Annotated in this window: 13 protein-coding genes; 5 read left to right on the top strand and 8 right to left on the bottom strand. The window is 59.0% G+C overall.

The features are described from left to right. The first annotated feature begins 24 nt into the window (after positions 1 to 24). A complete protein-coding gene (locus RBB62_RS04495; RefSeq protein WP_309397475.1) occupies positions 25 to 882 on the top strand; it encodes an outer membrane lipoprotein-sorting protein in 858 nt (285 codons plus the stop codon). Between the two features lie 6 nt (positions 883 to 888). On the opposite strand, the gene RBB62_RS04500 is transcribed toward RBB62_RS04495, so the two are convergent. From RBB62_RS04500 to RBB62_RS04515, 4 genes are all read right to left on the bottom strand, one after another. Further along, the gene (locus RBB62_RS04500; protein ID WP_309397477.1) at positions 889 to 1122 is read right to left on the bottom strand and encodes a hypothetical protein; all 234 of its coding nucleotides are present in this window, start codon (positions 1120 to 1122) and stop codon (positions 889 to 891) included. A 6-nt stretch (positions 1123 to 1128) separates the two neighbouring features. Next, positions 1129 to 1764 carry a phosphoribosylanthranilate isomerase gene (locus tag RBB62_RS04505; protein ID WP_309397479.1) on the bottom strand — a complete coding sequence of 212 codons (636 nt, stop codon included), beginning with the start codon at positions 1762 to 1764 and terminating at the stop codon, positions 1129 to 1131. A gap of 76 nt (positions 1765 to 1840) precedes the next feature. After that, the gene (locus RBB62_RS04510; RefSeq protein WP_309397481.1) at positions 1841 to 3028 is read right to left on the bottom strand and encodes a phosphotransacetylase family protein; all 1188 of its coding nucleotides are present in this window, start codon (positions 3026 to 3028) and stop codon (positions 1841 to 1843) included. Positions 3029 to 3078: 50 nt separating this feature from the next. Next, positions 3079 to 4113, bottom strand: coding sequence for a phosphate acyltransferase (locus RBB62_RS04515; RefSeq protein ID WP_309397483.1), 1035 nt, complete (start codon positions 4111 to 4113; stop codon positions 3079 to 3081). Between the two features lie 96 nt (positions 4114 to 4209). On the opposite strand from RBB62_RS04515, the gene murJ reads away from it, so the two are divergent. Continuing rightward, a complete protein-coding gene (gene murJ, locus RBB62_RS04520) occupies positions 4210 to 5799 on the top strand; it encodes a murein biosynthesis integral membrane protein MurJ (protein WP_309397485.1) in 1590 nt (529 codons plus the stop codon). 153 nt (positions 5800 to 5952) lie between these two features. Further along, positions 5953 to 6948 carry a ribonuclease HIII gene (gene rnhC / locus RBB62_RS04525; RefSeq protein ID WP_309397487.1) on the top strand — a complete coding sequence of 332 codons (996 nt, stop codon included), beginning with the start codon at positions 5953 to 5955 and terminating at the stop codon, positions 6946 to 6948. A gap of 45 nt (positions 6949 to 6993) precedes the next feature. On the opposite strand, the gene RBB62_RS04530 is transcribed toward rnhC, so the two are convergent. The 4 genes from RBB62_RS04530 to RBB62_RS04545 form a co-directional block, all read right to left on the bottom strand. Next, entirely contained in the window at positions 6994 to 7620 is a 627-nt protein-coding gene (locus RBB62_RS04530; RefSeq protein WP_309397489.1) for a hypothetical protein, read from the bottom strand. 42 nt (positions 7621 to 7662) lie between these two features. After that, positions 7663 to 8427 carry a tRNA pseudouridine(38-40) synthase TruA gene (gene truA / locus RBB62_RS04535; RefSeq protein WP_309397491.1) on the bottom strand — a complete coding sequence of 255 codons (765 nt, stop codon included), beginning with the start codon at positions 8425 to 8427 and terminating at the stop codon, positions 7663 to 7665. Positions 8428 to 8433: 6 nt separating this feature from the next. Then, entirely contained in the window at positions 8434 to 10305 is a 1872-nt protein-coding gene (locus RBB62_RS04540; protein ID WP_309397493.1) for a penicillin-binding transpeptidase domain-containing protein, read from the bottom strand. A 174-nt stretch (positions 10306 to 10479) separates the two neighbouring features. Continuing rightward, the gene (locus tag RBB62_RS04545) at positions 10480 to 10821 is read right to left on the bottom strand and encodes a hypothetical protein (protein WP_309397495.1); all 342 of its coding nucleotides are present in this window, start codon (positions 10819 to 10821) and stop codon (positions 10480 to 10482) included. Between the two features lie 228 nt (positions 10822 to 11049). On the opposite strand from RBB62_RS04545, the gene RBB62_RS04550 reads away from it, so the two are divergent. Both RBB62_RS04550 and RBB62_RS04555 read left to right on the top strand, forming a co-directional pair. Beyond that, entirely contained in the window at positions 11050 to 12291 is a 1242-nt protein-coding gene (locus RBB62_RS04550) for an L-rhamnose isomerase (RefSeq protein ID WP_309397497.1), read from the top strand. Between the two features lie 8 nt (positions 12292 to 12299). Beyond that, positions 12300 to 13184 carry a hypothetical protein gene (locus RBB62_RS04555; RefSeq protein ID WP_309397499.1) on the top strand — a complete coding sequence of 295 codons (885 nt, stop codon included), beginning with the start codon at positions 12300 to 12302 and terminating at the stop codon, positions 13182 to 13184. The last annotated feature ends 68 nt before the right edge of the window (positions 13185 to 13252 follow it).

The following is a 13252-nucleotide window of genomic DNA, read 5'->3' on the forward strand; positions in this document are numbered from 1 at the left end:
TTGCCCGGCGAAATGCCGTAATTTATGCGATTGGCAATCATTACCCTGACGCTTGCGTTCCTGGCTCCTTTGGCCTTTGCCCAGAAGCCTGGTGAGCGCGCTCGTGGTCCCCAGCCGGTTGATACAATCGACCAGGAAGAAGGGCGCGAGATCATTGAATCCTTCCGCCATCAGCGTTTGCGCGGAGATTTTATTTTCCTGTTTGATCTGGTCCACCAACCAGCGCGCGCGAAGGATGTCGTTTACCAGGGCATCATGTGGGGCACGTGGAATGAGCAAGGCCCGCTGAACCGTGTGTCGGTTTGGCCCAAGGGCAAGCGCGCAACCAAGACCCGCGAATACATCGTGCAGGGCGGCGCTGAGCCACGCGTGTGGAAGCTGCGCGATGGTAAGGCCGTGGAGCTGAGCAAGGAAGAGCAGGGCGAGCCCTTCTTCCCGGAAATGAATTACACGCCGTATGACTTCGTGATGCCGTTCGCGCATTGGGACGTCTATGAATACACGAAGTCGACGCGCCTCGCGCGTGGGCGTCCGGCACACTTCTTTACCTTTTACGCTCCGGGTGATGTTGCCGAGCGCATGCCGGATCTGGCCGCCGTCGAGCTGGCCATCGACGCGAGTTTCAACGCCCCGCTGTCCGCCAAAATGTATGACACCGAAGGCAAGCGCCTGCGCACGTTGGATGTCGGCGGCTTCAAGGAAATTGAAGACCAGTACATCGTGAAGGAAATCGACCTGATCGATGAACGAAGCGGCGACAAAACGCGTTTCCGGGTGACCGGCGCGGCGCTGAATATGTCGATCCCCGCCGCGTTGTTTGCGCCGGAGAGTCTGCCCAAGGGAGAGCCGGACATCACCAAGGTGATCTTCGAGCCAGTCTAAACTGAGCTACTCGGTCACTTCTTCGAGCCCGTACGCCATGATCGCGTCGGCCACGGAAATCAACGCGGAAAAGCAGATGGCCGTGGCAGCAGGGCGAGGGCTTCGCGCTGCGGCACAATGAGCGTGCTCTAGCAGGAGCAGCCAATTCTGGAGCTTGGTGAGGAGCAGGCGCGGACTGAAGAGCGAGTAGCCGTCTTTGTCACCAGACCGTTTGCGGTAAATGGCGTCAACGAGGCTCATTGCTCGCTAACCCCGGAGGGCCTCGAAGAGGGCCTTGAGTTTGGCCGGGTCCTTGATGCCGGGCGATGCCTCGACGCCGCTATTGAAGTCCATGGTTTCCGCGCCGCTGGCTTGCAGGGCTTCGAGCGCGTTGTCCGGAGTCAGACCGCCGGCGAGGATGAAGCGCTTATGCGAGTACATGGCCGCCCAGTCGGCAAACTGATCCCAGTTGCCGGTTTGGCCGCTGCCGCCGTATTTATCCTTGTGGTAGGCGTCGACGAGGATGGTGTCGGCAAACTCCAATATCTCCTGTGGAAAAGAACGACCCGGCGGAATCTTTGGCGCGAGCCACAGGCGATCTTTGCCGACGAGGCCGCTCCACGCTGCAAGGGTGGCGAGGCTCACATCGATGTCGCAGTGGATCTGAAAATGGTCAAAGCCGCAGTCGGCCCAACCTTCGAGCTCGTCGGCGCCGGTGTTGACATCGACCATCACGCGTTTGCCGGCGGGAATGCGCTGGCAGAGGTCCCATGCCTGATCACGCGTCACCGCGCGCGGTGACTTCGGATACACGATCACCCCGCAATAATCGGCGCCGAGATCGAGTACGCCGCTAACATCTGTCCAGCGCGTTAGTCCGCAGATTTTAATTTTCGGAGTCATCTAATGATAGCCGCAAAAAGGCGCAGAAAACACAAAAGCAAATTTGCGCGCTTTTGTGCCTTCTGTGGCTAATCCCTTAAAACGCGTTCCAGATCGCGTCGATGTCGACGTGGTCCAAAATCAAGTTGCGGATGATCGGGATCTTGTCGGTGTCTTGCGGCTGGGTCTTGACGGTCATTGCGTTGATGCGGCTCGCGACGGTGTAGCTTTCCTCACTGCAAATGACGCAGGGGATGTTCGTTTGCGCGAGCATCTCCATGAGCTTGGGGTGGGGGAGGATGTTGCGCGTCAAAATGATGCCGCTGACCACCTTTTTGCCGGAGATGCCGGCGCTGGCGATGGCGGAGAAAATGATGTCGTCGCGGTCGCCGGGGGTGATGATCAGCACGCCGGGCTGGAGGTAATCGATGACGCCCTTCGCGGTCATGGCGCCGATGACGACGCGCAGGATACGCTCGTTGGCGGCTTGTTCGCGGCCATTGATCCAGCGGCCGCTGATTTCCTCGACGATTTGAGAAAGGTTCGGCGCGGCTAGCTGCTTGGCCATCGGGAGCACGCCGAGCAGCGGCACGCCGAGGCGGCGGAGGCCTTCGCCCGCGTAGGTGCGCACCGTGTCGATCTTGTCCGGTAGGACCTTGTTCAGAATCGCGCCGATCACTTCCACGCCGTGCTTGTCGAAGAGCGACTTGTTGATCGCAATTTCGTCCACGGGACGACCAATGCCGCCCTGGGCGACGATGATCGCCTTGGCGCCGAGTAGCTTGGCTACCTGGGCGTTGGAGAGGTCGAACACCGCGCCGACACCGGCGTGGCCGCTACCTTCGATGATGCAGACTTCCTTCTCGTAGGCGGCGCGGTCGAATGCGCGGCAAATGCGGTCCTGCAATATGGGCAGGTTTTCGTCCGGGTTGTCGAGGAAGCGGCGGGTAAAGGTGCCGTCGACCGCGACTGGGCTCATGGCGTCGATCGGGATGCGTACGTCGTAAATCGCGTCGAGCAGCACGGAGTCTTCGTCGACCTTGTGACCGTCTTTTTCCACGAAGCGCTGGCCGACGGGCTTGATGAAGCCGACGTCGGGCGTGCGCGTGCGCATGGCGCCGTAGAGGCCGAGGCAGCTGGTGGTCTTACCATCATTCTGTCGCGTGGCGGCCACGAAGATGCGCTTTGTGGTGCTGTTGCGCGGCGAGGTCAGCATGGTGGCGAGGTCTTCGTCACCCGCAAACGGCTTGGCGGTGATGGTGTTTTTGGTCTTTCTCGGCGGCATATGGGGGACGCGTCTCTTAAAGGTTTAAACGAATTGGCTCGGCGGGCGGATCAATCCATCGGGAAGAGATACTTCGGGTCGACGGCTTGGGCGGCGACGATGACCGATGCCCCAAAAATGTCGTGCGCGCTTGCACCACGGGAGATTTCCGCAGCGGGCTTGGACAGGCCGGTGATGATCTGGCCATAGGCGCGGCAGTCGGCGACGATTTGCGAGAGCTTGGCGGCGATGTTACCCGAATTAAGGTCCGGGAAAATGAGCACGTTGGACTTCCCGGCGACGCTGCTCTTAATGCCTTTTTGCTCGGCAACACCGGGCACGAGGGCGGCGTCCACCTGAATTTCGCCGTCGATGTCCACATCGATGCCTAGTGTGCGGGCCTTGTCACGGGCCAGCGCGGTGGCGGACTTCATCTTGAGAAGCGATGGGTTCTTAGTGCCTTCCTTCTTGGAGGCAAAGCTGAGCATGGCCACGCGAGGCGGCTCGTTGGTGAGGTGCTTGGCTAGGAGGGCGGTGGTGATGGCCATGTCCGCCAACTGGTCCTGATTCGGGTCAGGGATAACACCGCAGTCCGAGAGGAACAGGGCGCCGTCGATGCCGATGCGGGCGTCTTCCTTTTCGAGGATGAGAATGGAGGACGCCGTTTCCACGCCCTTTTGCATCGGGATGATGCGGAAGAGTGGGCGTAGGGCGCTGGAGGCCGTGGCGGTGGCGCCGGAGACCAGTGCGTCGGCCGAGCCGGTGGCCAGCATCATGGTGGCGAAATAGGAGGTGTTCAGCAGGTAGTCGCGGGCCTCCTGTTCGTTGAAACCACGGAATCGGCGCAGGCCCTGAAACTTGATGACGAAGTCGGCCATCTCCTCGCTGTCGGACGGGTCGATGATGCGGATGCCGTCGAGCTTGATGTCGAGCTGCTCGGCGCGTTGTTTGATCACCGCACGTTCGCCCAGTAGAATCGGCACGCCAAGGCCGCGATTTACATAGAGGCGGGCGGCTTGGATAATGCGCGGGTCGGCGCCTTCGGCGTAGACGAGGCGCTTGGGGTGATTTTGAAGGCGAATGGATAAGCGATTGATCAGAGACATCGTGAAAGTTTCAGGTTGTCGGGGAATGACTTGTGAAATTGAGTAGTCGCCTTACAGAAAAGACAACTCCCGTTACTAAGCAAACTAAAAGCCAACATGTCGCAGCGCTTAAAAAGCATGATAACCGTCTCCATTAGTGTGATGGGCTCCCGTGTGCTCGGGCTGCTGCGGGATGCGCTGACGGCGGCGTTTCTGGGAGTTTCGCTGGCGAGCAATGCGTTTATTTTCGCATTCATGCTGCCCAACCTGTTTCGCCGGATGTTCGGTGAGGGGGCCTTAACCTCAGCCTTCGTGCCGGTGCTCTCCGATCACACCAAGGACGGGGACGACGCGCGGGCATTCCGATTCGTGAATCAAATTTTGTTGCGGTTGGCGGTTTTGACCATCGGCCTGACCGTGCTGCTATGCCTCGGCTTCTATGGGGCGGACCTCGTGCTGCTGCACCTTTACGGGGCGGATAACTTTGCCGCCAAGCCCATTGCTGAGCAGTGGACCCTGGGCGCGCGCCTGAGCATCCTGATGATGCCCTACATGCCGATCATTTGCCTGACAGCGATCCTCGGCGCGGTGCTCAATGTGCGCAACCGTTTTGCCGTGCCGGCCTTGTCCAACGTGCTGCTGAATATCGGCATCATTGCCGCGCTGCTCATCGGCGGCTTGCAGATGAAGCTGCCGAAGGACGAGCTCGTTTTCCTGCTTGGTGTCGGCGTACTCGTGGGCGGCGCGATGCAGTTGCTGACGGCCATGTGGGCTCTGTGGCGCGAAGGCTGGCGCCCGCGGCTGGAGCGCGGCCCGGTGGAGGGCATGGACGAGCTGAAGCGGCTCTTTATCCCCGGGCTCTGGGGGGCGGCGATTTTGCAGATCAATATCCTCGTCTCGCGTGTGCTCGCCTTCGGGCTCGATGACACCGCCACGACGACGCTTAATTACGCGAACCGCCTCGTCGAGCTGCCGATGGGCATCTTTGCCGTGGCCATTGCGACGGTGATTTTCCCGCAAATGAGCCTCATGGCCGCCGCGGAAGACCGCGATGGTCTGGTGGAAAGCTATGGGCATGGTCTACGAATGACCCTCGCACTGACGGCTCCCGCCGCCGTGGGGCTGATCGTGCTGAGCGAGCCGATCATCGCAACCCTGTTCCAGTGGGGGCGCTTCAGCGCAGGCGATGTATCGCTGACGAGTCCGCTGCTGATGATCTTGGCCGGGGCGATGCCGCTCTTTGCCGTGAGCACGTTTATGACGCGCGGTTTCCACGCGTTTAAGGACACGAAGACGCCGGTCAAATTCGCATTCTTGGCGTTTTTGATCAACGCGGGCTGCGGCGCGGCGTTGATGATTCCGCTGGGTGCCAAGGGCCTTGCGCTGGGTAATTTACTGTCCTCACTCGCGTTTGCCGTGTGCCTGGGGCGGGGGATCGTGAAAAAGCGGCCGGAGCTGGCGGGCATTCGTCTGTGGAAAGCAGCAGGGAAAATTCTGCTGGCCTCGATCGGCATGGCGGCCGTGGCATTGTCGCTGTTGACAATGATTTACATGATCATGGGACCGGGCAAGCATGCGGCGTTCGTGAGCTGCGGGGTGATCATCCCGGTCGGCGCGGGTATGTATTTCGCGATCCTGGTGGGCCTGAAGTTCGAAGACAGCGCCGAGATTTTGAAGCTGCTGAAGCGGTTCGTTAAGCGGGGTTGAGCCAGCGTCCCGCTGGACCGTTAGATTTGCACACTGTGCAATTGCGGACTCCGACGTGGTGGTTTGAGCAAACATTGCCTTCGAACCGGATTTCGTTTCATTCCGTAGCTTTCTCCTTTAATCTTTTTCCTTTTTACTTTTTCCTCCTCACCCATGCCCAAGCGCAAGAAGCAGCAAGACCTCGAAGACGAAGGCCCAAAGAAGAAGACGCTCTACACGATCAAAATCACCGACGAGCAAATGATGCTCGTGAAGGAGTGGTGCGAGAAGCGTTTGTGGGAATTTTATGCCGTCGACTATGCCTACTTTGGCTACAAGGGCGACAAGGTGAACATCGTCGGCTACGAGTCGGGCAAGCTCGTCGTGCAGGGCAAGAAGACCGAGGATTGGGTGACGTTTGTGCTCGAAGGCGAGATCACCCACGATCCCCAAATGGGCTACGACGAGGTCAACAATCCCGAGTGGTTCACCGACCACGCTGGCCTCGACGAATCCGGCAAGGGCGACTTGTTTGGGCCGCTGGTTTCCTGCTGCGTCATCGCTACGGGTGACATGGTCAACGAGTGGCGCGAAAAGGGGATTCAGGATTCGAAGAAAATCACCAGCGACAAAGCCATCCTCAAGCTCGATAAAATCATCTGCGAGACCAAGGGCGTCGTCGTGAAGCGCATGTGCCTGCGCATGGCGAAATACAACGAGCTCTACGCGAAGTTTGGTAGTAATTTAAATCGCCTACTGGCTTGGCAACACGCCAAGTGCCTTGAAGCCGCGCTCGACGAAAAGAAGGTCCCCTGGGGCTTGCTTGACCAGTTTTCCAAGCAACCGCTTGTGCAGCGCGCGTTGACCAAGGACCACTATGCGGCGACCGAATTTGACCTGCAAATGCGCACGAAGGCGGAGTCCGATCCGGTCGTGGCGGCAGCGTCGATTTGCGCCCGCGCGGAATACGTGCGCCGCATGGCCGCGCTCTCCAAGGACGCCGACATGACCCTCGCCAAAGGCGCTAGCAAGAAGGTCAAGGACCAGGCCAAGGAGATCGTTAAGAAGTTCGGCGACGCTCGCCTCGGCGACTTCGCGAAGCTTCATTTCCGCACCGCCTTCGAAGCGCGTGGGCTGCCCGTGCCGGAGAAGAAAGTCTGGAAAGGCTAGCCAGCCAGCGTCCCGCTGGACCGGAGTTTTTCTAAGGAGACGCGCTTACTTCAGCGCCTTGTCTCGGTCTTGATGGCTGCCGACCATGAGTCTACCGTTGTCCAGCCAGTAGGTGAGTTCAACAGAGCCAAGCATGAATTCGAGCACGAGATCGCCATGCATGCCACGCACACTTACATTGATGTCGCGGCTCTCGTATTCCGGATCGACAATCTCGTATAGAATTGTGGGCTGGTCGGGAAATTGTTCATGGATTTCGTTCGTCAGCAGCTCCATGAAATCGCGGACTCGCGTATCGGAGTAGCTTGCCACCTTGAAAAAACTTGCGGCGATGATACCAGCGACTCGCCTCGATTCCGCGTCATCCATTTCAGAGACGATGCCGTTGTAATCGTGTGGTTCCGGGAGTGATGCTTTAGCTTGGCTGAGGGTCTTGGCGCGGGTCAAACTTTCAGGACTGAATTGTTGGGCTGAGAGCGGATACAGGGCGCCTTTGCGGTCAACGATCCAGTAGGTTTCGGAGGTGCTTGAGCTCTCGGTCTTGCCGATGAAACGTCCTTCCAATGAAGTTCCCGATGACGACGTCCAGTTTTCGTAGGTGCTTTTAGCGCCGAGTGTCGTAGTCGCCGCAAGCAGACCTAGACCAGCAATCGAGATGAACCGTAACAACATGTTTAGGGATAAATCAGCGCGATTAATCTGTCGCAATCTAAATCACTCAGCGGGCTCTACTGCCGCTTCCCCATAATAAACCCGCTCCAGCCAGAGGCCCTTGGCAGGTGCAGTGGCGACTCGGTTCGTGCGCTGGCGGCTCTCTAAAATTTCGCGGACTTCCTGCGGGGTGAGCTTGCCTAAGCCGACCTCGACCAACGTGCCTGCGAGGCTGCGCACCATCTTGTAAAGGTAGCCGCTGCCTTCGGTGACGAGGGTCAATGTCGCGCCTTTGCGGCGGACCTCCAGCATGCGCAGATCCTTGACGGGGTTGTCCTCCGAGCCGTCGCCCCGGTTGGCGCTGAAGGCCGTGAAGTCGTGCTGGCCAAGGAGCTGCGCGGCGGCGGCGTTCATGGCAAATTGATCCAGGCGGCGGCGTCCGAGCTCCCAGCAATAGCGGGCTTCCCACGGGCGGGCCCAGCCCTCAAATAGGCGGTAGGCGTAGCGCTTGCCGGTGGCGGAAAAACGGGCATGGAAGTCGTCCGCCGCCTCCTGCACGCGATAGACTTGAATGCCGGCGGGTAGGCCGCTGCGGAATGCGCGTTCCAGCTTGTCAGCGCCGTGATCCCAGTCGGCTTTAAAGTGGAAAACCTGGGCTTTGGCGTGGACCCCGGCGTCGGTGCGCCCGCTGCCGTGGATGCGCAAGGGCGTCTTGAAAATCTGCTCCAAGCGCATCTCGATGAAGTCCTGGACGGTGTTGCCGCCGGGCTGGCTTTGCCATCCATTGAGGCCGTTGCCATCGTAGGCGCAAGTGCACTTCCAATTCATCGCGAGTTAGGGCTGCATGGAGAGCAGCTCATCGGCGGCGCGCTCCTTGAAGAACTCCTTCATCACGGCGCGGGCCACGGGCGCAGCGGTCGAGCCGCCGGCGTAGTGGTCGGTGGAAGACGTGCCCTCGACGATGACCGCGATGGCGATTTGCGGATTTTCAATTGGCGCAAAGCCGGCGAACCAAGCCAGCGTGATTTTGCCGGAGGGGCGTTTAACCTGCGCGGTGCCGGTTTTGCCAGCGATGCGGATGCCGTCAATCATGGCGTAGCGACCGGTGCCGCGCGGGCCGACGACACGCTCCATGCCTTCGAGGATTTTGTTGTATTCGTAATCGCTGATGCCGATGGGCTCGCCGCCGTGGTCGATGACTTCGCCAGGCTGGCGCTTGATCAACGTCAGGTCGGTGCGGGTTTCGCGGCGGGCGAGGGAAGCGGTAAAGGCAGCCACGTGGAGGGGGGTAACGAGCAAGTCGCCCTGGCCAATTGCGACGTTGGCAGTGTCGCCTGGGCGCCAGCCGTAGCCACGGACTCTGCGGCTCCATTCTTTGTCAGGGATGAGCATGCGGGTTTGAGGAAAGGGCAACTCCAAGCCGAGTGGTGTGTCGAAGCCAAAGCGGCGGGCTTCGGCGGAAATGTTATCAATGCCCGCGCGGATTCCTTGGTCGTAGTAGTAAACGTTGGAGCTCTTCTCGATGGCCATGGGCAGATCGATATTGTAGTAAGGGCCGCCGTTGTGCTCGGGGAACAGCCGGTTGCCGACGCGGAAATACGAGCCGCCCTTCACCTGCTCATCCGGGTCGAGCGTGCCAGCGCGCATGCCGGCGACGGAGGTCAGCAATTTAAAGGTAGAGCCGGGCGGGTAGAGGCCCTTGGTGGCGCGGCTGACCCAGGCGCCTTTCTCATTGATCTCGTCGACGGTTTCCTGGGTGAGGCGGGGGCTGAAGTCGTTGAGATCGTAGCCGGGGCTGCTGGCGAGCACGAGCACCTCGCCGGTTTCCACCATGATCGCTGCGACGGCGCCGGTGCGGTCGCCGAGGGCCTTTTCCGCCGCAAGCTGAAGATCGATGTCGAGCGTGGTTTGGATGGACTCGCCTTGCTTGGCGTTCTTTTGGGCAATGGGATCGCCGAACTGGTATTGGAAATTATCCACGCGGTGAACCTCGCCGCCACTCTCGCCCTGGAGCACCTCGTTGAATTCTTTTTCGAGCCCATTGATGCCGACTTCGCTCTTATAGCTGTAGGTGCGTAGGTTTTCTCCGGGTAGATCGGCCGGTGGAATCTGCCAACTACCTCGCACGTAGCCAAGGACGTGGGCTGCGGCCGGGCCATGCGGATAGTAGCGTGTGGTGTCTGTGTAAATGCCAATAACGGAGCCGAGCGGGAGCTGCTCAATGAGGCGCGCATATTGCTCCTCCGTCAAATCGCTGAACAGCTCAAACGGCATGAGCAGGCGTTCGCCAAAGTGGCGGCGGATGTCCCGGCGGCTCAGCTGATTGTTGGTGCCGATGATGTCATTGATTTCATCCAGGTATTTCTGGAGCACATTTTCGCGCGCCTGCCAAAGGATCTCCTCCCAGTCGAAGGTGAATTTTTCCTCTGAGCCCGAGGCGTCGTGGGCGTCTTCCAGTTCGCGTTTGATACGGACGTATTCTTTGTGGAATTCGCTGCGGAGCTCTTCGAGGTAAACCACGGCTGAGAAGCGCGGGCGGTTGCCAACGAGAATTTTGCCGGAGTAGTCGTAGATGTTGCCGCGGGGGCCGGGCTGGATGATGCGCCGTTGGCTTTGGCGTTCTTCGCGCTCTCGGTATTCCTGGTGCATGACCAGTTGTCGCCATGCCAAGCCACTGGCCAGCACGCCAAAAAGCAACACTGCCACTACGTAAAAAACCCCCATCCGGGGGTTCCCATGCCTGTAATGATGGACAACCTTCACGAGTTAAAAAGAAGAGGCTAGCTCAACTAAGCCCCTTCGACAACCCCAAGCCGCGGCTTGTTCAAATTTTCCAAAAACTTGACTGCGTAACTCGCGGTGGACGAGCCAATTATGCGTCTAGAAAAGGTAGTTGTTTGGACCCCGAAATTTCAACAGCCGCGCCATCTCCTGGTTCGGAACCCAACGCGATTCGATCTGGTTGTCGGGCGTGTAAACAGGTTCTTCGATCAGGAAACGGATTGGCTGTTGCGATGGGTAGCTTTGCACACTGTTTGGCTGAGTGGGCTCCGTGAAGTAACCTGAAAGCTTGGCTGTGTTCGCTGGCAGGTAGTTTGTTGGCTGCGTGCGATTCATCTTCATCGGTACGAGGTCCGTGGCGCCGGCGGGGAAGTGTGGCGAGAGATGACTCTGGGCGAAGGCCGTGGTCGAAAAGAGTAGGGCGATGAGTACGGTTTTCATGACAATGGCGGCTAGGATTGTAATGCGGGAATCATCATAGTTTGTGTGATGCGATAAGGCTTGGCAACGGAGTTTTCGGCCTTTAAAAAGATTCGTGATGACAGATTTTGAAAGAAATTGCGCGTTTTGTGGAGTATTGCTTGCAGAATGCCTCGTTTTTCTTCAATAATTCCAGACTAGCGCCTAGCTAAAAAGGCTGCTATCTTAACTCCCGACCCAAACCCCGATATGTTCGAAAAAGTAAAGGAATCCTACGCCGAGCTTGGCGTTGATGTAGAAAAAGCGCTCGAAGTCATGGCTTCGACCCCGATTTCGCTCCACTGCTGGCAGGGCGACGATGTCGGAGGTTTTGAAGGCGGAGATGGCGAGCTGGGCAGTGGCCTGGCCGTGACGGGCAACTACCCGGGCAAGGCGCGCTCCATTGACGAGTTACAGCAAGACATCGCCAAGGTGTTGACGCTGCTTCCGGGTAACCATCGCCTCAATTTGCACGCCATCTATGGCGATTTTGGCGGCGAAAAAATCGATCGTGACCAGATCGAAGTGAAGCATTTTCAGGGCTGGATTGATTTCTGCAAAGAGCAGGGTATCGGCATGGATTTCAACCCAAGCTGCTTCTCCCACCCCAACGCGGACGATGGCCTGACCCTAAGCTCGCCCGACGACGGCATCCGCGAATTTTGGATCGAGCACTGCAAGCGCAGCCGCCTGATCGCAGCCGAAATGGGCAAGCAACTGGGCAGCGCCGCAGTCACCAACATCTGGGTGCCGGACGGCATGAAGGACCTCCCGGCTGACCGCCAGAGCTTCCGCGTCCGCCTGCAGCAGAGCCTCGACTCCGTGCTCGCTGAAAAGCTCGACCCGGCGCACAACATTGACGCCGTCGAATGCAAGCTGTTCGGTATTGGCTCGGAAAGCTTCGTGGTCGGATCGCACGAGTTCTACATGGGCTATGCCATGAAGAATCAGACCGCGCTTTGCCTCGACGCCGGCCACTTCCACCCAACCGAAGGCATCGCCGACAAGATTTCCTCCGTCCTGCTTTACGTGCCCGAGCTGCTGCTCCACGTCTCCCGCGGTGTGCGTTGGGACAGTGACCACGTGGTGCTGTTCGACGACCAGACGCAGGCCATCATGCAAGAGCTGGTGCGCTGCGACGCACTCCCGCGCACCCACATCGGTCTCGACTTTTTCGATGCGTCCATTAACCGCATTGCGGCGTGGACGATTGGTACGCGCGCCGCGCAGAAGAGTCTCCTCCTGGCGCTTCTTGAGCCGCAGGAAAAGCTGCGCGCCGCCGAGCAGTCTGGTGATTTCTCCACTCGCCTCATGCTGCACGAAGTCAACAAGGCAATGCCTTGGAGCGTGGTGTGGAATGAGTTCTGCGCTCGCAATAACACGCCGACTGATTGGCAGGCGATGTCTGTCATCAAGGACTACGAAAGCGCCGTGCTGTCTGCGCGCGCTTAGCTACCTGCATGCTCACGGCAAAGGCAATCTTTTGGTCGCAGCTCGGGGACGATAAAGAACTCCGACTGCGGCTTATTTGTTTTTATCTGTGCCTGAGCTGGGAGCTGTATCTCGACCAACGGGAGGTTGCCGAGCAGATTGAGGAGCTGCTGGTCGGCGCTAATCTGAGCGCTTATCAACGCTGGGTAGTGGATCTTTATCGGGAGGAGCGCACGAGCTTGGAAGATGGTCGTGCGGCCTTTGCGCGGCTCAAGGGCGTGGTGCGGCGTACGCATAATGGCAAGGCAGTCCGCGCGTTCCTGTTTTCCATACTGCCGGACCACAAGCAGGCTGCGGCAATGAAGCATCCGCTGATGGGCGATCTGGTGGGGCACCGCTCAGGGCCGACGCATTTGTTCGCGACCCGCCGGGCGCGAATCGCCAACCGTATGGAGTCGGGGGAAGCATTGCCGGAGGTCGAACGCGAAGTGGAGTTTGACGAGTTCCTACAGCAGGCGGGCTTCATGGACAGCTTTCAACTCTTCTGGCGTAAACCGCCGAAAAATCGCGACAACAAACGCACGCGCGTCCTGGTGTTGGCAGCGGCTATCGTGGCGATGATCACGCCGCTCACATCAGAGGAGGAATTCGAGCGCGAGGTGCGCCTGCTTCAGCGTCGTTGTCATTTTACGGAGGAGACCGCCGAGGCCATCATCCGGATATCTTTCCACCTTTACCCAGAAGAGCTTAGCCCCACCTGGATCGCGCAAAATTTCATTGCCGACGCCGATCCTGCTGATCGCGACAGCTACGAACTCCTCATCCGCGAAGCGGCGCAGGACGAAGCCCTCTCGCCGCCACACCGAAAAAACGCGCAACGGTTACTGGCCGAGTTCGACGAGTTCTTTTTTTAGAGATAACATGAAGTTGCCGGGTCCAGCACTTGCTCAACCCGGCAACTTCATGTTATCTCTAGGTGTAA

This window comes from Cerasicoccus maritimus, assembly GCA_031296935.1.
GTDB classification, from domain to species: Bacteria; Verrucomicrobiota; Verrucomicrobiia; order Opitutales; family Cerasicoccaceae; genus Cerasicoccus; species Cerasicoccus maritimus.